Raw genomic sequence first — 21,609 nt, forward strand, 5'->3', positions numbered from 1 at the left:
CGAACCAGCCTCAAGACTGTTCGCGCGGCACCCGCAGCCGCCCGAAGTTCTCCGCCACCGACCCAGCCAGTTCGAGGTAGGCCTGCCTGGTGGCGGGGTTCAGCCGGCCGAAGTCGACGTCGGCGCCTTCAGCCAGGTGCGGGTCGAACGGAATGAGATGGATGGAACGGCAACGTGATTGGAAGTGTTCGTACACCTTGTCCAGCTTGAGGGCCGCCGAACCCGGGCGTGAAGCACTCAGCACCACATGCGCCTCCCGGACCAGCCCCGAATGTCCGTGCTGCATCAGCCAATCCAGGGTGGCCGAGGCGCTGCGCGCGGCGTCGATCGCCGGTGAGCTCACCAGCACGATGGTGTGCGCCAGGTCGAGGACCGCAGACATCGCCGAATGCATGATGCCGGTGCCGCAGTCGGTCAGGATGATGTTGTAGTAGTGCCGCAGGATGTCCACCGTGCGCCGGTAATCGTCAGCGCCGAACACTTCGGACACTGCCGGATCTTGTTCACTGGCAAGAACTTCCAGCCGGCTGGTCGCCATCAGGGTGTGATTGCGAACGTCGGCGTAGCGGTTGATGTTCGGATCCGACAGCAGGTCACGGACGGTCGATTGCGTCGATGTGTCACCGACGCGCTCCCCCAGGGTGCCGCGGTCCGGGTTTGCATCGACGGCGATCACCCGGTCGTGACGCACCGTCGCCAGTGCCGAGCCCAGCCCGAACGTGGTGGTGGTCTTTCCGACCCCGCCCTTGATCGAGAGCACGGCGATGCGGAAGTCCCCGACGATCGGCTGCCGGATCTCAGCGAGCAGATGATCCTGCTGGCGCTCCTTGCGGGAGGCACCCGGATTGACGTGGCCCCCTGTGGCTTTATGTACCGCGCGACGCCAACCTGACGGTGGCGCAAAACGATCCGGGTTGGTGATCTCCGCCTCGTCGATGGAGGGCGGGACCCGGAACGGCTGGTAGCCCTGCGGCGGACCTCCGAGGGGTGGTTGCGGACGGCCCGGCGGCGGCACCGGCTGCGGTGCCCGCGGCGGTTGGGCTGACGCCGCCGGACGTGCTTTCGGCGGAAGTCCCTGACCGGGTGGTGGGCCCGGCCACCAGGGCGGCGGCGGGAAAGGGCCCGGTGGCGGCGGTGGCGGCCAAGGGGGTCGCCCGCTCGGGCGCGGTCTCTTTCTGGTCTGCACCGGCGGTTGCGGGCTGGAAGCTGACGGACCGTGTGGTGTTGGCGGCTGGTGTTGTTCGGGCGCCGGCGCGGGCTCATGCTGCGGCACCGGAACGTCCAACACCACTTCTTCTATCTCCGCTGCCATGGCAGAGCTGGGCGTCTGCCATGGGGGCTGCGCCGGCCGTCGAGGCCCTTTGCTGCGTTGCTCGGCGGCGGGCGCAGCGCCGGTGCCCTGCTGGGGTAACAGGGATTCGGCCTGGGTAACGACGGCGTCGTCGGCCTGTTCATCCGCGGTTACCGGGTCAGGTGGTGACACGATGTCGGGGTCGTTGACCGGTGAGTACTCGGGTGCGGCAGCACCGCCGACGAGGTCGGTCGGCAGCCATTGTGTTGGCACGGCATCGTCGGTCGGCGCTTCGTCGCTGATGGGCTCGAGGTCCGGCTCGTCGTGGGCCGACGAAACAGCTTCCGCCTCAGCGTCATTGGTACTTTCGGCGGGAGGCCGGTCCGAAGCTGCCGCATCCGCTGGATCGTCGGTGATGGGTTGAACCTCCGATTCTTGCGGGGCCATCGTAGCCTGTGCCCTCTTGACAGCCATCTGCTCAAGTAAGGCCGCGGCTCTCAACTCAATCTCGTCCAGTTCGGCAGGTTCGGATTCATCGGCCGGCGTCTCCGACTCGACATCGACCACAACGGGTGGCTCGGGCTCCGGCGGCGGCGGTTCCCACAGTCGCTCGGTGGAAACCGGCACGGGTTCGAGTTCCGCGGGTGGCTGCTCGACCCGCTCGGCGTCCACGGGCTCAGCAGCGCTGTCCGACTCCTCCGCCAACTCGCAAACCCACTCGGGCTCCTCTGAAACCTCAACGGTCGGCTCGGGTTCGGTTGACACCCGTGGTTCCCAAAGCCGCTCGGTAGAAACCGGCACGGGTTCAAAGGACTCCGCCTCCACCGGCTCAGGAGCACGCTCCGGCTCCACCAACAACTCGGAAAACCACTCGGGCTCAGTCGAATCCTCAACGGCCGGTTCGAGCTCCGCCGGCAGTTCAGGCTCTTCCGGAAGCTCAACGTCTCGCTCAATATCGAAGTCCGAAACTTCAACCGGCGCAACAGGTTCAACTGAATACTGCGGGTGCACCGGCCGCTCAGGTCCCGCCACAACATCGGCGGGAGGTTCTGGTTCCTGCACCATGTCAGGATGCTCAGGCTCTGAATCCGCTTGATTGCCAGCATCGATCGTCGTCGGCGCTTCGACAACCGCCTCGGATTCAGGTTCCCCCGCTACCTCGACAGCGGCCTCGGGTATCACCAGCGACTCGGCGAGCAACGAATCGTATTGCCATTCCAGCCGTGTGAGCGCTTCGGGCGCCCACTCCACCGATTCGGGAGATGCTTCGGCATCGGAGTAAAGCTCCGCAGCGGGTGGCGACTCGTCTGTATCGGGCAACGGCTCCTCCGCAGCCGGCGACGGCTCCACGGCGGGCGGCGGTTCCGGTTCCTCGACCGGTGATGCGTCGGCAACCTCAGCCATCGGCACATCAGGCGCCGGATGCTCCGGCTCCACCGGAAGCTCGGAGACAGGCGCAACCGGCTCGGGCTCCATTTGCTGCAGACGCCGGATGGGGTCGAACGGCACGGCGACCCGCTTGGGCCGTGACTCCGGCGAATCATCCGCCGGCGTCGAGGTAGATCCGGGCTCGGCTTCTGGACGATGCCGAACCACCGGAACGCGCTCCCGCTTTGCCGGTCCCGGGGTGTCCTCGGCGCCGCCTGCCAACCGATCCGCGACTTTTTTGCCTTTGTCAGCCCGACGCTCGTCGGCGTCCTCGCGCCGATTGCCGCGGCCAAGCTGAACTCGTCGGCGCTGCTTTTCCCCCGGCAACCAGGGAGGACGCGCGAGCGACCCGCGTTCGTCCTCGTCCGGCGTTTGCTTCGACATTCTCGTCCCCCCTTCTGAATAGCTGGTTATTCGCCGTATTCAATTCTACGTAGCACTAAACGCATAATTTTCGGTTCGATAAGCGCAATTAGTTCACCGGACCTGACTCCCGTCGCCGTCTGGCGACCGAGACAGCCCACGCCACGGCGGCCAACGCGACAGCACCAGCCGTAACCCACAACACGATGAGCCGGGCGCGCTGGCTGCCCGGGTCGGCGTGGGGCCGTCCCGCGATCGGCGTCGCCGCCTCCGGGTTGGGCATCTGGTTCGCCGGCGGCATGCGATAGGTCAATGCGGCGACCGGGTCGACGACGCCATAACCGGTCGCTTCGTTCGGGCCGGCCCCCGGCGTGTGGGCGGTGCGCTTGACCAGATCGATCACCTGACCGGCGTTCAGCTCGGGAAAGCGCGAGCGGATCAGGGCCACCACCCCGGACACGAACGGCGCCGCGAAACTGGTGCCGTTGATCGGCGCCAGACCCTGCTGGCTCATCACAGCGTTGATCAGCCCGGGGCCGCCGGAGTCCAGCGAGATGATCCGCTCACCCGGCGCCGCGACGCCCACCCAGGGCCCACGCAGACTGAAGTCGGCAGGCTCCCCCGACGTCGTCAGCGCACCGACGGTCAGCACGTAGTCGCTGAACCAGGCCGGGCTGGCGATGGTGCGCACCGAATCCCAACCGCTCCTCAGTGGCATGTTGGGATCGGGCATCGCGTTCTGGATCTTGCACAGGCCCTGGTTGTTGAAGTTGCCGGCCGCGGCCACCACTACCACATTGTGTTCGTAGGCGAAGCGCACCGCGCGCCCGAGCAGAGCGTCGTCCAGGCCGCCCCCGACCGGACTGCAGGCCACCTCGGACAGGTTGATGACGGTGGCGCCCAGGCTGACCGCCCGCGTGATGGCATACGCGAGCGTAATGGTGTTGCCGTAGCCGGGCGAGGTGGCGTTAGGGTCGTTGTTCTGGCCGGAGCCGCCCTCTTTGACTCCATACACGGTGCTGTTCTGCCGGATCGAAAGGATGGTCGCCTCGGGCGCCACCCCCGCGAAGCCATCGGCGGGACTGGGCGCACCGGCGATGAGTCCGGCCACCAGGGTTCCGTGGGCGTCGCAGTCCTGCAGCCCGTCGGTGCTGGACACGTAGTCGCCGCCGCCCTCCAACAGCGGCAGCCGCGGGTGCCGGTTGACGCCGGTGTCGATCACCGCGACCTTCTGCCCGGCGCCGCGGGAGAAGCGCCAGGCGTCGGTGTAGTTGAGCATGACTTCGGCACTGGTCTGCAGGGTGAAGTCGGTCTGCGGCAGCACCCCGGTCGGTATGCCGCAGATCGCTTTGAGGTCGGTCGGCTCGATGGGTCCGAGCGGCCCGTTGGGCGGCGGCCCGGGTTCCACCACCGGCGGTCGGATCGCCCAGGCCGGCACCGGGATGGACAAACCCGCAATCATCGCGGCAGCCAACAGCGCTACGAGCCGATTCATCAGAATCCCAGGCGCTGATACACACCTACCACCCACAGCGCCAATGGAATCAGCGATCCGACGGCGAGATAGTCAAGGTAGGAGAGGAACGTGACGAGCCGGTGCGGCGCACCGCCGGCGGGCGTGACGACGCCGGACACCGCGGCAGCCACCGCGACGGCCAAGAGTACGCCGAGCGCTGCCAGCGCCACGGGATCAGGTCCGCTCTGCGCCATCACGCAGGTAGTGACCAGGATGACGATGGCAGGCAGCGCCACCGCGCCACGCTCGAACCAGGTGCCGAACGTGCGACCGCGCAACGCCAGCACCGCGGCGACCGTCAGCGCGAAGGCGAACGCGGCCCAGTCCACAACAATGCGTTCGCGCAGCAGCGCGGTCACGAAAACCGCTGCAGCCGCAGCCAATCCGGTGAGCAGCCCGGACCGCGTGATGGCAGCCGATGCAGCCCTGTTCCACACCGCCTCCGCTGTCGGCATCGCCGTACCCGAGTGGCCGTTGTCGCTCGCGGCGGTAGGTTCGAATGGATTCTCGAAATCCCAGTCCTCACGCTTGGTTTCGACGGTGACGGTCGGCGTCTCGAATCGTCCCAACCGCAATGTCAACCGTCTCACCGACAGGCAGCCCAGGATCACCACCACCGACGCAGTCCCGAAGACGATGTCGGCACGTGCATGCAGACCTCGGCTCACCAACGCGACGCCGACCAGACCGAACGTCAACGCACCGGCCAGATACGCCCAGTGCCCGGTCCCGATCACCCGGTCGTACAGGACACACAGCACCATCACCGCTCCGCAGGCACCAGCCAGGCCGAAATACCCGTACCGGCCCAGCAAAGCGAAGGTGATCCCGGCCGTGACCGGGATGGCCGCCCACCCCAACGCGGCGGCCACGTCGTCCAACCGGTACGAGCGGTGCGCCATCGTGGCACCTCCGACCAGCGCCAGCACCGCCGCGCCGGCCACCCCGACGATCACAGAGAAGTTCACCACGCCGGTCCGGCCGATCAGGCAGTACACGATCGCGACGGCGGCAAGATGAACTCCGACGAAGGCCATCCAGCGCGCGGACACCGAATCCCAGGCGGCGTAGGCCGCCTTGTTCAATCGGCCGACCGCGTCCACCACGTCGTCGTAGAGGGTGGGCGGCGTCAGCGCCTGTCGCGGCGAAAGACGCAGCAGTTCCCCGCCGGCCACCCCGGCGTCGCGCAACGTCTGATCGGGTCGTAGCTCGGCATCCCCGTCAACTCGGCTGAGCACCCAGAATGTGCGTCGTTCGTCTTTCGTCTCCTCGTCGGTGTCGCGGGAACTGACCAGACGGGCCACTTCCGGGACGAAGCTTGACACCGGAACGTCAAGGGGCAGAGCGATGTCCAGCTGCGTCCGGCCTCCGAAAACCGACACCCGGATGTGGTCGGGTGCGGCCGAGACCACGCGGACCCGTCTCAGCTCACTGACGCCGGTCACAAGTCCGCCATTCTGGACAGCTGGATCACGCCGCTTCTGGCGGTGCGGGAGATCAGCATTCCGCGGCCCGGAGGCATTTCGGTGGCCTTGTACCCGAACAGCGACCCTTCGTCTTTGGTTCCGCTCATTACCAACGCATTGCAGGACAGATCCTTCATCCGGCCGACGAACGGGTCCATCATCGCGCGCCCGGCGCCCCCGATCCGTCGGGCGACCACGACGCGCAGGCCGATATCACGCGCCTGCGGCAGGAATTCGACCAGCGGGCTCAACGGGCTGCTCATGGATCCGGTCGCCACGAGGTCGTAATCGTCGACCATGACGAAGATGTCCGGACCGGACCACCACGAACGCTCTTTGAGCTGCTGCTGGGTGATGTCGCTGGGCGGGATCCGCTTCCGCAACGTCTCGGCGAGAGCGCTCATCAACTCCGTACAGGACTGGGATGCCGTGGCGTACCCACCCAGATAGTCGTTGGCGACCACACCCAGCATGGAGCGACGGTAGTCGACCAGCACGATCTTGCACTGTTCGGGGGTCGCGTTCTCCATCAGGCCGGTGGCGATGTTGCGCAACAGGCCGGTCTTCCCGCACTCCGCTTCACCGAACACCACAAGATGCGGCTGTGCGTCGAAATCCAGCACGACAGGCATCAATTCGGCCTCGTTGATGCCGATGGCTAAACGGGCCTTGCCCAGCATTCCGGCCGAACGCGCCACTCGGACCACCGCCGCGCGGTCGACTTTGTGTGGCAGCATCCGCACCCGCGGCGCTTGGCGTTTGCCGTAGTGCGCGCGCATCGCCTTGACCGCGGCGGCCACCCCGTCCGGCAGGTCCTCGACCCCCGAACTGGAATCCAAGCGCGGCAGCGCGATCAGGATGTGCAGCCGTTCGTGACTCATGCCGCGGCCGGGCCGGCCGACCGGGATCAGTTCGTTGAACCTGCGTCCCACATCGCTGTCCAGCGCGTCACCTAACTTCAGCTCGATGCGGGTGCCGAGCATGTCCTTGACCGCGGCGCGCATCTCCATCCACCGCGTCGCCGAGATCACCAGATGTATGCCGTACGAAAGCCCTTGGACAGCAAGCGAGTTGAGGGTCGGCTCCAGGATCTCGAAGTCGCTGCGGATCGAGGCCCAGCCGTCGATCACCAGGAAGAGGTCGCCGAATTTGTCCTGACTCAGCGGATCCCGCGCGGCCACCTCTGGTGGCAGGGTCGCCAGGTGCGCTTTGCGCTGCCGGAAGTCGCGCATCGATTCGATGCCCAGATCGCGGAAGCGCACCTCCCGGGCCCGCAGCACCCCGGCCACCTCCGCCACGGTGCGCCGGATCCCGTCGGCGTCCATCCGGCCGGCGACGCCGCCGACGTGCGGCAGGTTGACCAGGCTCGCCAGCGTGCCGCCACCGAAATCCAAGCAGAAGAACTGCACCTGCTCGGGAGTGTGGGTGGCCGCGGCCGACATGATCAGGGTGCGCAACGCGGTCGACTTGCCCGACTGCGGCCCGCCCACCACCGCCACGTTGCCCTGCGCGCCGGACAGGTCCACCATCAACACGTCGCGACGCTGATCGTAGGGCCGGTCCACCACACCCATCGGTAGCCACAACCGCCCGTCAAGATTCTCCGGTGCAGACCAATCCGCATCCGCCAGAAGCTGATTCACCGCGGGACTCTCGTCCAGCGGCGGTAACCACACCTCGTGGGCCGGGCGCCCGTGACCCCGTAGCCGCGACACCACGACGTCGAGCAGAGTGGTCCGAACCGGAGAGGTCGAAACGCTGGGAGCGTCGTGTTCGATCGCCGGGGCTGCCGGCGTCGCATCCTTCTTGACCGGTGTCGCCGTGAATAGTTTCGGCGCCAGCGCGCCGAGTTGCCTGCCGCGGCCGGTTTGCGCGCGGCGCGGCCGGACGTACTCGCCGGAAACGTAGCAGGTGTTGAACCGAACCGGTTCGGAGGCATCGCATTTCAAGAACGCCGAGCCCGGAACGCTGGGCAGGTGGTAGGCATCCGGCGCACCGAGCACGCTGCGCGACTCCCCGGCCGAAAACGTCTTGAGCGCGATCCGGTAGGACAGGTGGGAATCCAACCCGCGCAGCTTGCCTTCCTCGAGCCGCTGGGAGGCCAGCAGCAAATGCACATGCAGCGACCGGCCCAGCCGGCCGATCATCACGAACAACTCCGCGAAATCCGGTTTCTGCGAGAGCAGTTCGGAGAACTCGTCGACGATCACGAACAGCGCCGGCAGCGGATCGAGTTCCGCGCCGTTGGCCCGGGCTCGCTCGTATTCGTTGACGTTGGGAAAATTGCCGGCCGATCGCAACAGCTCCTGGCGGCGGTTCAGCTCACCGGCCAGCGCGTCGCGCATGCGGTCGACCAGGATCAGCTCGTCCTCGAGGTTGGTGATGATCGCCGCGATGTGCGGCACCCCTTCCAGCCCGAGAAACGTCGCGCCACCTTTGAAGTCGACCAGCACCATGTTCAGCACCTCGGGTGAGTGCGAGGTGACCATCGACAACACCAGCGTGCGCAGAAACTCTGACTTGCCCGAACCGGTGGCGCCAATGCACAGCCCGTGCGGTCCCATGCCGGACTCGGCGGACTCCTTGATGTCCAGCTCCAGCGGCTGGCCGTTGGGGGTGTATCCGATCGGCACGCGTAACCGTTCGCGGGGCGAACGTTTCCGCCAGACCTGCTCGGGAACGATCTCGGCGGCGTCGGGAATCTTCAGCAGGGCCATCAGGCCCGGGTCGGTGGCGCGTGCGTCGGCCTCCAGGTTCACGATGTGGGCGGCACTGGCCAGCCGGTAACGGCCGATGCGGCGGGCCGTCGCCTCGGCTTCGGCGACGGTGATCGTATCCGGCGTGGCGAAGCGTTCGACGCCGACCGCGGTCCGCGCACCGACGTCGTCGCCTTCCACCACGAGTTGCAGTCCGCGTCGGTTGGCCGGAGCGTCGGCGCCGTTGAGGTCGAGCAGCGTGACGCTGTCTAGGCCGGCGTCGGTGACCAGACGCTCAGTTCCGGTGATGTAACCGTCGTCGATCACCACCACGAGGTGTTTGAGGCCCTTGGTGGGCGCCGCGTTTCGGCTGAACCGGCCACGCTCCCCCAGATCCGTTGCCAGCGCCCGTTCCAGCAGTTCCAGTCCGGGGAACAACAGTCGCATCGAACCCATGCCGTCCCGGGCCGTCGTGTGCTGGGCGTGCGGCAACCACTTGACCCAGCTCCAGTTCTCGCCGTCCGGGTTGACCGTCACCACCGCGACCTGCACATGGTCGGGTCCGTGAAATGCGCACAGCTCCAAGATCATCGAGCGCACCAGCTGCCGCGCCAACTTCCGGTCACCCTCGAAGGTGATCGCCGGGAAGGCGCGCAGCGATACCGCGGTGGGCAAGGCGTGCACCACCGAGTGGGTCTTGACGAACCGGCGCAGGGCCACCGTAGACACAGGTTCCAAATCCTCGGGCGGGCCGGTTTCCGGCGCCAACAGCCGGGTCGCCAGGCGGTGGGTGCCGATACCCACCCGGACATGGCAGAAGTCGTTGTCGGTGGTGCGTCGCTCCCACATGCGGCGGGTGCCCACTACGTCGGCCAGCGCGCGTGGATCCGGGTGGCTCCACTCCAGCGCAGTGCGCTGGTCCGCGCCGGTCATATCGGCGTCGTCGCGCAGATTGGCCAGGTAGCTGAAGTAGTCCTTGCGTTCCTCGTCGAGTTCGGCGGCGGCCTTGCCGGAGCGGCCACCACCGCCGAGGAACATGCCGGCCATCGACATGACCATCATCATGGGGAAGATCAAGAACATCGGGTTCTTCATCAGATCCCGGCCCCCGACGGTCACCATGAGCGCGATCATCCCGACGACGGCGACGATCATCACGAATGGCAGGAGTTTCATCAGCAGGTTGCCGGGGATGACCCGCGGCACCTCGGGTGGCGGTTGCAGGTTGACTTCACCGCCAGGCATTCGCGGCGGCGAAACCCGCAGGCGACGCACGAAGCCCTGCGTGCTCAACGCCACCTCCCCTGAACTCCCCGAACAATTGGCTCAGATTTGCCCCTCGGCGCCTAGGTAATGTCACCAGCAAATGACACAACCCGCAGGAGGCCGACAGCGATGACTCTACCGCCGTCGCTGTCTGAATTAGACGCAGAAGCTGAGGCCGAGCCCACGCTCAGCCGGGTCACCTTGGTGGTCGGCAATCTGCGGCTTGACGTGGGACTACCGGCCAACACCAGCATTGCCGCGTTCATCGAAGACGTGATCGATATCGCCAACGAGCAGCTCGCGGCACACCCGGGCGGTGACGACCTGATGTTCGACTCCACCGAGGGGAAGTGGACCTTGGCCCGTCTCGGTGACGACGCGATCGACCCTGGCCGCTCACTGAGCGAAGCCAACATTTACGACGGCGACTTGCTGGTGATCCGGGAGATCGATCAGCCCGCGCGCCCGATGCTGTTCGACGACATCGAGGAAGCGCCGGTGGACGAGCCCGGCCGCCCGACGCTCGGCTGGCTCTCCCAGGACGCACGCCTGGTCACCTGTTTCGGGGTCGGACTGGCCGCCACCCTTACCGCCGCTTTCCTGCTGCCGAGCCACGCCGGCGAGTTCTACGTGCCCGCGACAGCGCTCGGTGTCGGCGTCGCGGCCGTGCTAGCCGCCTGCGTGATCGCACACCGTTCGGCGGGCGCGCGGCGCTCGGAGTGGATGGCCGCGGCGGCCACCCCGCTGCTGTTCGGCGGCGCGCTGTACGTGGTTCCCGACGGCTTCGGTGTGAAGGCGCTACCGATGGCGTTCGGCCTGACCGGGCTCGCTTCGCTGCTGGTGCTGCTGATCACCGGCCGCGGTCGGGCTCTGCACAGCGCGGTGATCTCGCTGGCGGTGATCGGCGGTACCGCCGGCGTGGCCGACCTCTTGTGGGACCCGGCGCCGCGCGCCGTCGGAGCGGTGCTGGCGACGGTGTCGGTGATCGTCGTCTACCTGTCGCCCCGGGTGACCATCGTGTTGGCCAAGCTGCCGGTACCGCGGGTGCCCACGGCCGGCGAGCCGCTGGATGACATCGAGACCCAGGGTGGGACCACCGTCGAGGGTGTCAAAGCCGTCGGCAAACAGGTCATCCCTACCGAGGAGGGGATGATCGTACGGGTCCGGCGGGCCAGCCAGTACCTGACCGGCATCCTGGCCGCGACCGCGATCACCGCGATCGCCGGCTGCTACCTGGCCCTTGATCTGCGCAGCGGATTCTATTGGCAAGGAACGGTTTTCGCAGCCGCGGTGGCCACGGTGCTGTGTCTGCGCGGACGCAGCCACCACGATCTGGTGCAGTCCGCGACGCTCATCGCCGCCGGGGTGACGATCGCGGTGCTCTCCATCGTCAAGACGGCGGCTGACCTCGACGGCTGGCAGCTCTACGCCACACTGGCGCTGGTAGTGCTGATGGTGTTGATGATCGCCTGCGGTGTCATCGCGCCGCGGCTGGAGTTCTCACCGGTGATGCGCCGCCAGGTGGAGATCCTGGAATACCTCGCGATCGTCATGGTATTCCCGCTGTGTTTCTGGATCGTTCGCCTCTACGCGGTGTTCCGCGAGCTGCGGTTGTGATCGCCGACGCGGCGGGTCAGATCTCGCCTTTTCTGTTTGCCTTCGGGATAGCTTTGGCCTGGCCGGTGATTAGCTCCGTCAGAGTTGTTCGGGGTCGCTTTGACGAGATGGCACAGTCAATTCGTTGTGCTGCTGACGCCTATGAGCACTCGGACAACACAACGCCCGGTGGCCCGTCGTTGTCGGACAGGGTGGGCACCCAATTGTTGTCGATGGGTGACCTGAACTCGGCGACCTGAACCAGGCGGGGTGCATAGGTGGCTAGGCCGCAAAAAAGCAATGTGTATAAGGCGAACGCCGCCGCGTTGAGCGATGTGGCGAAGGCGACGCGCGCGATCGGCGCCAAGATACTGAATGCCGCGGGCCAGGTGCACAACACCGTTTGCGGGTTGGACTGGCAGGGGCAAGGCAAGATCGGCGCTCAGAGGCGCGCAGACCGCGAGCTGGTCCAAGACCGCAAGGTGCAGGCCGGCCATGACGCGCTGGCCGACGCCTACGAAAACGGCAGCACCACAATGCAACCCATGATCGATAGCTTGCGGGAGCAGGGACAGGGTTTGGAGGCCGACCGGTTCGATGTGTCCGAGGACTGGAAGGTCACGGACAAATACGACTATCAAGCCGGCAAAGCAACGATGATCCACCATGGGGCTTCTGAGCAGGCTGCAACGGACCGCATGAAGCAGCTCGCGTCAGACCGCGGAAACGAAGCGGCCACGCGACTTCGACGTTGCAGCGACTGGCTGATGAGCTCGGCGTCGCAGACCAGGACACCGCGACTGACATCGTTAACGCCAAGGCCAACATCGAGGCGGCCGCACCGACGGTCGGCGGTCTCGCCGGTGGCGCACAAGCAGCGAAGGATCTTGCCGATGCCAGGGTGGGCAAAGCAGATTCCGACGAACTGGCCCGGCTGCGGGCCGCACCACCACGTGGACCCCTGAGCAGATCGCCGCGATGCAGCAAGGCAAGCCCGCTGAGATGCCGCAAGGGCAATACGACTACCTCGCGCTTTGCTGAATCAGGGGTCGAAGATCGCGGCCGCCGTCGACCGAGGGCATTACACGCAACTTTGTGACCCCCACAATGATCACCGGGGTTTGGACGCGATCAATCTCTCGGCAGTCAACAGCACCGTGAATGCAATGCTGAGCAATGCGTGCGGTGATCATCAAGCGGTGACAGATTTTCTGGCCGCAGCCGCGCAGTCCTCGGGGCTCCATGATGGGGCCCGCGCGATTCGACGGAGCCGCAGGGGCTGAGGGTACTGGCCGAATGGGTGCTGCGACGTTGGGCCATTTCGACGGCAATGAAGCCTTTCTGAACTTGGCAACCCACCATTTCGACGCCAACCAGAATGGCGCGACTGCTTTGATCGACTGGATGGGCGCCAGCGCCCACGCAGCTGGGCTGGAGGGCCACAATGCCGCCGCGGCCGCCGACGCAACCGCGCATCTTTTGGCGAACAACAAAGACTTGCTCGCCGCCCACATCCCCAACGGGCATGGCGGATACGAGGGCCTGGGCCAGCTAAACCCGAGCTTTGTCCAAACAGCGACAAGGATCTCATCCCGTTTCTGGGTAATCTGGACGGTACCCAGGTCCCTGGGATCCAGGGCGACGCAATCCGCGGGTTCACCAACGTCAACGATCTCAGCAACATGATTCAGGTGCTCACTTCGACCCGGCCGCTGCGGAGTCCATCAACCGGGCCGCCGCTGCCTGGGAACAGCATTTCGCCTACGACTTCGGGCGAACAGGCGATTCTGAACTTGGCCGCCACGCGGGCCAGCTGACCCATGCGGTCGAAATGGCCGACAGGGCGGAGCCGGAGGCATTCAGGGCGAACAGTAATTGGGACGCGAGATCCGCGCCTACCACGACCGTTCCGCCCATTATGACGCCGTCAAACAGATCCTGAACGACGCTGCCGGATTCATCCCAGGGGCAGCCCTGGCAAAAGACCTGGGCAATATTGCCGCCATTTACGGCAAAGACGACGTATTGGGCATCCCGGGCGATCCCGCCAAGCTTTCGGACACCGCGTGGGAAAGAGCACTGACGGGCACCAGCACCCACTTCAGCGAGCTCGTCGACGGGTACCTCCGGCAGTTCAGCATCGCGCAGGGTTATCTGGACGGGCACCCGTCAGAGATCGCACAATTCCAGAATGTCCGGACAGTGGAGGGTCCGATCGTCGATTTTGTCGACCGACACGGACGACTCGACTGGGACACCATCACCCTCCATCAGAAAGACTTCAACATTATTTACGGTCGACTTTCTTTTCCTGAGTCAGCGGTGCACGCCAGTGACGAGTTCATGACGGGGCCGGCTGCCGTCGCTGGGTGGAGGCAGATTCACCGAATTGATGGTGAGGTCTCTGAGCCCGCTCTGATAGCCGTATTCATTGCTGGCCCAACTCCAACCACTGGGTCGCGACCCCTGCCGTCGATCTGATGAGCGCCGACGGCACCTTCATCCGCGCCTACGCCGAAGCCGACGACCTACGGATCTTCAACGTCGACGCCAGCAAAGGCGCCTACCCGGGATTCCTGCACGCCAACCACACCGACCGGAACAACGACGGCAGCGCCCACGACGTCTACGGCTACACCAACTTCTGGGTCCTCAGCTTCGCCGTCCAACCCGACAATTCCGTCGTCGCAGACGTCTGCGCCGCTGGATCGCTCTCCCCAGACGGCAAAGAATCGCTCAACGTTCTGCTTACCGAGTTGAGGTACGTGCGGACCGGTGCCCCACCGCCGGTGAACCAAAAAGGCCCCGCACCCGCGCCAGCGGTGTCGGTCTTCGGCGAGTGGTATGCCACCTTCTACAGCTACCCCGGAGACCGCCTCGACCCCACCCCGTGCTATCCCAGCCAGCCCCCTCTCGACAAAAGCCCGATCTCAACACCGGGCTGGCCGTCCAAGAAAAGCCTGTAGCCATGGCCGACACCTCCGATCTGCACCCCGACGTCCTTCACGCGCTCCGCACCGGAACCTTGCCGCCGGGCGGGCGGCTGCCCAGCCAGAAACCCGCCGACAACGTCGACGACCGCAACGATGCGCTGCGGTTGTAGGCAGCTCACGACTTCGGCGGTTCGACCTTCGAGCCACGCGGGTCGGCGCCCATCCCGTCATGCGCGACCAGTGCCGCCTCCTGCGACAAATCCGGCCCAGCCGGCAACAGGGACACGACCGGCCACGGAGCCAGCTGCGGGACGTCGGCGTCGACCCTCGGGTCGTGCACGCCGGTGACCCCGAGCGCGTCAGCAGTGGGCAGATCCTTGATGTGGTAGCGCACCCCGGCGTCGGAGACGTAGAACAGTTGCCCCAGGGCACGGCTGTCCGCTTCACCGCCAGTCGCCTGGATGTACTCCCCGGTCCCGGGCTTCACATACACCGCGTCGATGCCGGGCCCGTTGCCGTCGCCGGTGGCCAACCCCACAGGCTGGGCCCCGTCGGGAATGGGCAGCGAGTGACCGACCAGCAGTCGGACGGTGGCTTGCGCGGCGGAGTTCGCGCGTTCCCACGCCATGCACACCACCCGGTCCGGCTCAACGTTGACAATCTGCGGCGACACGCTCGGGTAGTGATCGACCGCCAGCGTGTGCACGATCGGGACGCGGCTGACTAGGGACGGCGGCACGTCGCGCGCGCCCTGCGAGGCCGCTTCGCCGGGGTTGCTGTAGCGGATGATGTCGGCGGCGGCCGACGACACCGGTTGCAGTCCATCGGCTAGCACGACGTAAAGCTGCTCACCGCGCGAATCGACGGTCTTGACGACCGAACCCACCGGGTATCCGCCGGGCAGGCCGGGAAGCGCGCCGCCGGCACCGGGAATCATCACCGGCCGGATGGGCGGCACCAGTGGAAAGGCGTTGAGCAGCGCTCCGGAGATCGGGCGGGTCGGAGCGTTCCGCAGGTGCAGCGCATTCAGCACGACTGAGTCGTTGGGATCGATCACCGCGCGCACACCGTCGAAAACCAGATAGACGGTGTCGCCCGAGCGGACCAGCAGCATCTGTGCCGCGGATGCCCGGCCGATGTCCTCACTGAGCGTGAGGTCGCCCGCGATCACGGTGGTCTGCACGCTGGCCACGCCGACGCTCTTGGCCACATCCGGGGTCGCCACCGAGTCGCACGCCGTCCACTCCGACATTCGCATGTCGGCACCGGCGCGAATGCTGTTGGGAGCGCCGACGATTCCAACCATGGGACCGCGCGGGAGCTGGTTGAGCCATTTGTCGCTGACCGACTTCGGGGCATCCGGCTTCCCGGTGATCAGGCGCGCCGACGCCAGGTTGAGCACCGGATGCAGACGATCTCCGATGCGGACGTACAGGCCGCCGTTGGACGTACTGAGCAGAATCTGCGCATCGCCGATGTTGGGCGACGGCTTGAAGAACGCCAGCACCCCGGCCGCCCCGGTGATCAGCACGGCGATCACCAGGCCCACCAGCAGCGAGCGAATCTGGCCGCGCATCGGGTCGTGGATCATCCGGGAGTCGGCGCGAATCAGCGCGTGCTCTAGCCGGCGAATCAAGAACCGATAGCCATTGACCTGCGCGCGCGTGGTCACTTGCGCGGGCATACACACCCCCATCAGCGTCGGGCAAGCACCGAGCCTCGGTAGCGTATAACAACGTCAGCGACCAAATGCGCGCAAGTTTTCGCCCGCCGCTCTGGATAGGATCGCTTGGTGCCGCGTCGTCCTGAGTCGCCTGCACGGGGCGCGCCTCCAGAGCAGAACGAATTGCGGTCGACGACCGACATCGGCGCTTCGCGCCTGCTCCCCCTGCCCGACCTGCTGGTCCTGCAACTGATCGTTGCTACCGGGACGGTGACGGCGCCACTGCTGGGCTTCTCCGGGTGGCAGGGCAGTCTCGCCGGGCTGGCACTGGCCCTGATCCTGGTGGTCCGGTTACGTGGTACGACGCTGCCGCGGTTGGTCGCGCTGCGGACCGGATTCTGGTGGCAGCGACGTAGACGAACCCGGAAGACAGCACCCGCCGAACCTTTCGACGTGCCGATGGCCGACGGCACCCTGATCGGTTTCCGTTGGGACGGAAGCACTTTGATGTCGCTACTGCAGATCGAAGAGAATCCCCAGGCGATGACGATCATGGAGCCGGGCATGACGGTGTCCGGAGAGACCGTGCCGGTGCAGGCTCTGGTGGACTGCCTGCAGCAGTTCGACATCACCTTGGATTCGATCGACGTGATCAGTCAGGGCGCCCGGTCGCAGGGCCACAGCCAGGTGGCCGCGGTGTACGACGCGGTGCTGGGGCCGCTGCCGGCCATCGCGCAGCGCAAGGTGTGGATCGCCATCCGGATCGACCCGTCGCGGTGCGCGGCGGCGGTGCGCCGGCGCGGCGGTGGCCGCAACGGCATCCTGCGTACGGCCACCACCGCCACCCGCCGGGTAGCCAACAGGCTGACCGAAGGCGGGCTGCGCACCCGGGTGTTGACGGCCAGCGAGATCGGCCAGGCCACGCACCAACTGACCGATGGCGTGGACCTGACCACCGTCGAGGAGACCTGGCGCACCTGCCGGGAAGGCCGCTTCCGGCTGCGCAGCTTCGCGATCAAGCCTCGCATGCTCACCACCGCGGGGCTCGGCCTGTTGTGGACGATCCCCAGCTATTCGACGACCATGTCGCTGTCGTTGCGCCGCGACGATCCGCGCGGGCCGATCCAGGTCCGCGGGTTGGCCCGGTTTGACACCCACGGGCGCGCCCGCATCCAACTGCGCGGCCTGACCCACCTGCGTGGGCAGCAGTACTCCGCCCTGGCCGCCAGCCTGCCGGTGCCTCCACCTCCCCGGTCAGTCGAAAAATACTCTTACTCAAGCCTTTCCGCGATCCGCGACGGTGCGCCAAACCGGGATTTCCACGACCTTTATGTGCCGGCCTCCGGCTGCGGACAGGTGATCGGTGCCGACGATCACGGGCGTGCGGTGGCGCTGTCGCTCTTTGGCCCGCAGATCCGGCGGGTGGAGATCGCCGGCACGTTGCACCTGGCGCAGCAGGTGGTGTTACGTTCGCTGGCACTGGGGGCGCATGTGCTGGTGCACAGTCGGCGTCCGACAAGGTGGCGCACCATGGTCGACGAAGTGGATGATCACGACCTGTTGTGGGTCTCGGATTTCAACCGCGGATCCATGCAGGCCGGCGCCGATAGGAACTACTCGGTGGAGATGTTCGACGGAGTCGCCGAGCAATCCGTGCGGGTGGGGGTGACCGCGATCGTTGTGGTCCCGCCCAAGACGCCGGTCACCGCCAACGCCGACGTTGCACTGGAATCGCTCAACATCGACAGCGATACCGTCAGGGTGAGCACCCGCACCGGCTCGTCAGTGGTCACCATGGTCGCCACCGATGAAGAAATGCGCTACCTCAAGGCGTCGTTCGCCGCGGAAGACTGAGTCAAAGGAGTGAGCATGGCCTACCCCGGTAGCCAGGGCTACTACCAGGCCGAACAGGGCAACTACTACGGCGGCTATTCGCCGTGGTCTCCCGCGCCGCAGACTGGCGGCAGGGTCTCTCACCGCCAATTGACCTTGGTTGTCGTACTGCTGGGCCTGTGCTCCTATCTGGTGAGTTTCGGGCCGATGCTCAACGGCTTCGGAATCGACTGGGATGTGCGGTTCGCCGTTCTGGCCGGTCTGCTCGCCGCGTTCGGGTTGATGCCCCGGCAAGCGTCAGCTTCCGGGCAGGCGGGCAAGATCGTCGCCGCGCTGGCCGCCGTCGGGTTCCTCGACGCGCTGTCCCGGGTCGTCGTGCTTCCCGAAGGAGTCCAGCCCGGTTGGGCCATGTGGGTCGTAGTGGTGCTCAACGCTATCCAAGCCGGCGCCGCCGTCGGCGCCCTGCTAACGCAGCCGAGCGCGTCCGAAGAGCAGCAGGCCTGGTACGCGGCCTATGCCGAGCAATATGCGCAGGCCGCGGCGCAGTATTACGGCCAATACGCCGACGGTGAGCAGGCCGATGCCGCGGACGAAAGCGGGTCCGCGCATGCCGAGCAGGTGCAACAGGTGTCAGCCCCGCAACCGCGGCCGGTCGAGGCGGCCCAGGAGGCGAGCTACGACGAATTCGTCGGCGATCACGCAACGCCCGGGCAGCCGTCCGCCCCGCAGGCGGCACCACAGGCGGTCCTGCCCAATGTGGGGCATTCAGTGGCGCCCGCCCAGCAGATCGTCGGCGAGCCGGAGTACCGGACGTCTAACTGACCGAGAGCTGCCCGATCACCGTCGTGATCGCGCCCGCGACGTCAGCAGGTATCGGGCGTTCGGCCTCGGCGTCGGCGAGGAAGTCAGCGGGCAGACCAGCGGCGGCGGCGGCCTCGTCGATGCTGAGTTCGGCGCGATGGCGGGCCTGGTAAAGCCGTTGTCCCAGAGTCGCATTCGGCGATTGGGCGGCCTTGGCCATCACCTCGTTGTAGGTGCGGCGCACGGTGCTCAACGCCAACACCACCGAGGGGGTGCCCTTGGCGTTGCGGGCCGCGCTGGCCGCGACGTTCTCGAGTTTGCGCAAGTCGGCCAGGATCTTGGTCACCTTCGGGGTGAACGCGGGGTCCGACGGTTCCGGCAGTTCGGCGGTGGCGGTGCTGATGGAGTGCATCGCCAGTTCGACGGCCTCGGCCATCAGCGGCGCCCGGACGGTGTCGGTGATCGACTCGGTCGCCTCTTCGGTGGCACCTGGCATTTCCGCGAGCGCGGTCGCCGGCCCCGAGATGGGTATCACCGCGGATCCGCTGCGGATGCGGGCGATGGTGCCCGGTGACCACTGCAGGGCTTTCTCGAGCTTGGCCAGCGTGCCGCGACGCGGCCAGCTCCGCCCCTTTTCGAACGCGATCAACGTGCCGGCGTTGATGATCTTGTCTTTGGCCAGCCCCCGCTGGGTGATCTCCAGTTCGTTGCGACGCGCGGCCACGGCCTGTCCGGCACGCGCCACGCCGGGGTCGACGTCGGCATCCCACCACTCGTCCTCGTCCGGCTCAGGCAGGTCGATGACTCCGGTGACGTCGTCGGCCTCGGGGGTCAGGGTTACCGGGAAGCCTTCGGGATTGGCCAAGTGCAGGGTGGTCGTGCCCGAGACCAGTACCGAGCTGCGCCGCACGCCGTCCAGATACATGCCGTTGGTACTGGTGTCGATCGCCTGCCAACCTTCACGGTGCGGTTCCAGACGCACATGCCAGCGCGATATCCGGTCGTCGGAAAGCCGGACCGTGGCGGAGTTGTCCCGGCCGATGATCGCGATACCCGCTCGTGGGTCCAGCGTATGGACCTCATCGCCGAGTCGCACCACCAGCGAAGGTGGCCACTTGTACACCGCCTGGTCAGATGTCACTGCGCTTCTCCCCCGGCTCGGATCCCGAAGTTTCGGGCACGTCGCCACCGCTCCTCCGCCACTCGCTTGCAGATGCTACATCTTTCCCGCTACAGGCCCGCACGCGACATGAGTTCGTGTACATATTTTTACCGGTTCATCTGCGGTTTTCGAGCGAGACGCGGCGTTGCCCGGCGATAATCCGAACTAGGCATGTGCCACGGTTCTGTTGTAGTACACATGCCCAACAGAGGCAAGACAGACTACAAGTCGTAGCAGCTACGTTTTATATGTTGCACTAACGGTGGATTTGTGGTTATGTCGTCGCAACGACGGCGCATATGCGCCCGAACTGGGAGGAAAGCGATGACTGCTGCGGCAATTCCGTTGTCCACGCCGCTCAACGAATACGTTCCGGCGTGCACCAGCGAGCCAGAGCGGTGGACAACCACTGAGCCTGACGAGGATGCCAAGGCGCTCTGCCTCGCGTGCCCCCGGCGGTGGCTGTGCGCCAGCGAGGCTTATCAGGTCACCGGCGTAGAGGGGCTGTGGGCAGGGGTGGTGGTCCCCGAATCGGGACGTGCACGCGATTTCGCGCTGCGACGCCTACGCGCCCTGGCCGAGCGTGGTGGCTACCACGTCCGTCCGCGTCGTCGCGGCCGGCCCCGCGGTTCGCGCAACTGACTCCCCGGACAAAACTTCTGCGTACTTGTCCGACCGCGGCACCGTAAGCTATCGGCACAGCTCAGATCGTTATGGGGGAATCAGTGAGCGGTATCGGTGACCTGTTCGGCGGGGTGAATTCCGAAGGACGCGACGTCGAGCAGTTGCTGTCGCATTTGCAGGAGTTCACCGGCGCGGCCGCGCATTCGGCGCAGCAAATGGCCATCGAGACCGCGGACGCCTGGTCGAAGGACGACCTGGCGCATGTCTGGGTCAATGCCCAGGGTGTCGTCATCCAGGTCGAGTTCGACGACCGACTATTCGCCGGAGCCACCGGCGCCGAAGCCGGTGCTGCCGTCGTGCAGGCCGCCCAGGCAGCGGCGGCCGAGATGCGGGTGAAGACCGACGAATTCCAGGCCGGACTGTGGCAGCGGGTAGCTCAGTTCGGAGGGCCACCGATCAACCAGATCGACGAGTTAAAGGCCATGCAACCGCAGGTGCCGCTGTCGGGGCCCGGTTCGCCGGAGCGGCGCGTGGCCGTCGAGAGACCGCGCGGCGACCTCCCCACCGGCCACATGGAGGCTGACCCGCACGACTGGCAACCGACCATTCGCGACACGGACTGATTCCCCGCAGCACTGCTCGTCGAGCGGCAAGAGGAGACGCACATGGCAGAACAATTCGAATACGACAACGGGACAGCCCGGGCCGGGATCAGCCAGTTCGACCAGCTGGGAGCTTCTCTGGGTTCGTTGATCGACAACTTGAGCGGCGAATTGTCCGGCGACTCACCGTGGTCCCACGACAAGATCGGTTCGAGCTTTGCCGGAAAGTTCGATCCGGATCGATCGAAAGTGATCGCCAATGCGGGCGATCTGCGCAAGGCGATACAGAGCGTCGCACCATCGCTCACCGAGGCGGCCGAGAGCATCGTCGCTCAGGACGGCGGCGGGGCCGAATAACCGCCACTCTGA

18 protein-coding genes are annotated in these 21,609 nt (G+C 66.3%); 12 read left to right on the top strand and 6 right to left on the bottom strand.

Translation table 11 applies throughout. The features are described 5' to 3' along the window. Window positions 1-10: 10 nt before the first annotated feature. The 4 genes from JX552_RS33460 to eccCa all read right to left on the bottom strand — a co-directional run bounded on the left by JX552_RS33460 (window position 11) and on the right by eccCa (window position 10,053). A complete protein-coding gene (locus JX552_RS33460; RefSeq protein ID WP_277396002.1) occupies window positions 11-3,103 on the bottom strand; it encodes a nucleotide-binding protein in 3,093 nt (1,030 codons plus the stop codon). 88 nt (window positions 3,104-3,191) lie between these two features. Next, on the bottom strand, window positions 3,192-4,577 hold the full coding sequence (gene mycP, locus JX552_RS21950; RefSeq protein WP_241010675.1) for a type VII secretion-associated serine protease mycosin: 1,386 nt from the start codon (window positions 4,575-4,577) through the stop codon (window positions 3,192-3,194). Further along, entirely contained in the window at window positions 4,577-6,043 is a 1,467-nt protein-coding gene (gene eccD, locus JX552_RS21955; protein ID WP_241010676.1) for a type VII secretion integral membrane protein EccD, read from the bottom strand. Before eccD (JX552_RS21955) ends, mycP begins: the two co-directional genes overlap by 1 nt. Further along, the gene (gene eccCa / locus JX552_RS21960; RefSeq protein ID WP_205873985.1) at window positions 6,040-10,053 is read right to left on the bottom strand and encodes a type VII secretion protein EccCa; all 4,014 of its coding nucleotides are present in this window, start codon (window positions 10,051-10,053) and stop codon (window positions 6,040-6,042) included. The genes eccD (JX552_RS21955) and eccCa overlap by 4 nt, the downstream gene beginning before the upstream one ends. Before the next feature lie 102 nt (window positions 10,054-10,155). On the opposite strand from eccCa, the gene eccD (JX552_RS21965) reads away from it, so the two are divergent. The 7 genes from eccD (JX552_RS21965) (at window position 10,156) to JX552_RS33470 (ending at window position 14,725) form a co-directional block, all read left to right on the top strand. Beyond that, complete coding sequence (gene eccD, locus JX552_RS21965) at window positions 10,156-11,643, top strand: type VII secretion integral membrane protein EccD (RefSeq protein WP_205873986.1); 1,488 nt, start codon at window positions 10,156-10,158, stop codon at window positions 11,641-11,643. Window positions 11,644-11,750: 107 nt separating this feature from the next. Then, window positions 11,751-11,882 (top strand): hypothetical protein, encoded by a 132-nt coding sequence (locus JX552_RS33465; protein ID WP_277396003.1) that lies wholly within the window; start codon window positions 11,751-11,753, stop codon window positions 11,880-11,882. 18 nt (window positions 11,883-11,900) lie between these two features. After that, a complete protein-coding gene (locus JX552_RS21970; protein WP_205873987.1) occupies window positions 11,901-12,587 on the top strand; it encodes a hypothetical protein in 687 nt (228 codons plus the stop codon). Window positions 12,588-12,918: 331 nt separating this feature from the next. Then, window positions 12,919-13,308, top strand: coding sequence for a hypothetical protein (locus JX552_RS21975; RefSeq protein ID WP_205873988.1), 390 nt, complete (start codon window positions 12,919-12,921; stop codon window positions 13,306-13,308). A 189-nt stretch (window positions 13,309-13,497) separates the two neighbouring features. After that, window positions 13,498-14,103 carry a hypothetical protein gene (locus tag JX552_RS21980; RefSeq protein ID WP_205873989.1) on the top strand — a complete coding sequence of 202 codons (606 nt, stop codon included), beginning with the start codon at window positions 13,498-13,500 and terminating at the stop codon, window positions 14,101-14,103. After that, window positions 14,103-14,588, top strand: coding sequence for a hypothetical protein (locus JX552_RS21985; protein WP_205873990.1), 486 nt, complete (start codon window positions 14,103-14,105; stop codon window positions 14,586-14,588). The genes JX552_RS21980 and JX552_RS21985 overlap by 1 nt, the downstream gene beginning before the upstream one ends. 2 nt (window positions 14,589-14,590) lie before the next feature. Continuing rightward, the gene (locus tag JX552_RS33470) at window positions 14,591-14,725 is read left to right on the top strand and encodes a hypothetical protein (RefSeq protein ID WP_277396004.1); all 135 of its coding nucleotides are present in this window, start codon (window positions 14,591-14,593) and stop codon (window positions 14,723-14,725) included. Between the two features lie 5 nt (window positions 14,726-14,730). Here the strand turns inward: JX552_RS33470 and eccB are convergent, their stop codons facing one another. After that, complete coding sequence (gene eccB / locus JX552_RS21990) at window positions 14,731-16,227, bottom strand: type VII secretion protein EccB (protein WP_241010677.1); 1,497 nt, start codon at window positions 16,225-16,227, stop codon at window positions 14,731-14,733. A 174-nt stretch (window positions 16,228-16,401) separates the two neighbouring features. On the opposite strand from eccB, the gene eccE reads away from it, so the two are divergent. Together eccE and JX552_RS22000 are read left to right on the top strand one after the other, a co-directional pair. Then, window positions 16,402-18,072: a type VII secretion protein EccE gene (gene eccE / locus JX552_RS21995; RefSeq protein WP_205873992.1), complete on the top strand. Its 1,671-nt coding sequence runs from the start codon at window positions 16,402-16,404 to the stop codon at window positions 18,070-18,072. A 15-nt stretch (window positions 18,073-18,087) separates the two neighbouring features. Further along, window positions 18,088-18,873, top strand: coding sequence for a DUF5336 domain-containing protein (locus JX552_RS22000; RefSeq protein ID WP_205873993.1), 786 nt, complete (start codon window positions 18,088-18,090; stop codon window positions 18,871-18,873). Here JX552_RS22000 and JX552_RS22005 read toward each other — a convergent pair. Then, on the bottom strand, window positions 18,866-19,993 hold the full coding sequence (locus tag JX552_RS22005) for an FHA domain-containing protein (protein WP_205873994.1): 1,128 nt from the start codon (window positions 19,991-19,993) through the stop codon (window positions 18,866-18,868). The genes JX552_RS22000 and JX552_RS22005 overlap by 8 nt on opposite strands. A 345-nt stretch (window positions 19,994-20,338) precedes the next feature. On the opposite strand from JX552_RS22005, the gene JX552_RS22010 reads away from it, so the two are divergent. The 3 genes from JX552_RS22010 (at window position 20,339) to JX552_RS22020 (ending at window position 21,597) form a co-directional block, all read left to right on the top strand. Beyond that, window positions 20,339-20,656, top strand: a complete 318-nt coding sequence (locus JX552_RS22010) for a WhiB family transcriptional regulator (RefSeq protein ID WP_205873995.1) — start codon at window positions 20,339-20,341, stop codon at window positions 20,654-20,656. An 83-nt stretch (window positions 20,657-20,739) separates the two neighbouring features. Next, window positions 20,740-21,261 (top strand): YbaB/EbfC family nucleoid-associated protein, encoded by a 522-nt coding sequence (locus tag JX552_RS22015; protein WP_205873996.1) that lies wholly within the window; start codon window positions 20,740-20,742, stop codon window positions 21,259-21,261. A 42-nt stretch (window positions 21,262-21,303) separates the two neighbouring features. Continuing rightward, a complete protein-coding gene (locus tag JX552_RS22020) occupies window positions 21,304-21,597 on the top strand; it encodes a hypothetical protein (protein WP_205873997.1) in 294 nt (97 codons plus the stop codon). Window positions 21,598-21,609: the final 12 nt, after the last annotated feature.

The organism is Mycobacterium gordonae, from assembly GCF_017086405.1.
In the GTDB taxonomy this organism is placed as follows: domain Bacteria; phylum Actinomycetota; class Actinomycetes; order Mycobacteriales; family Mycobacteriaceae; genus Mycobacterium; species Mycobacterium gordonae_D.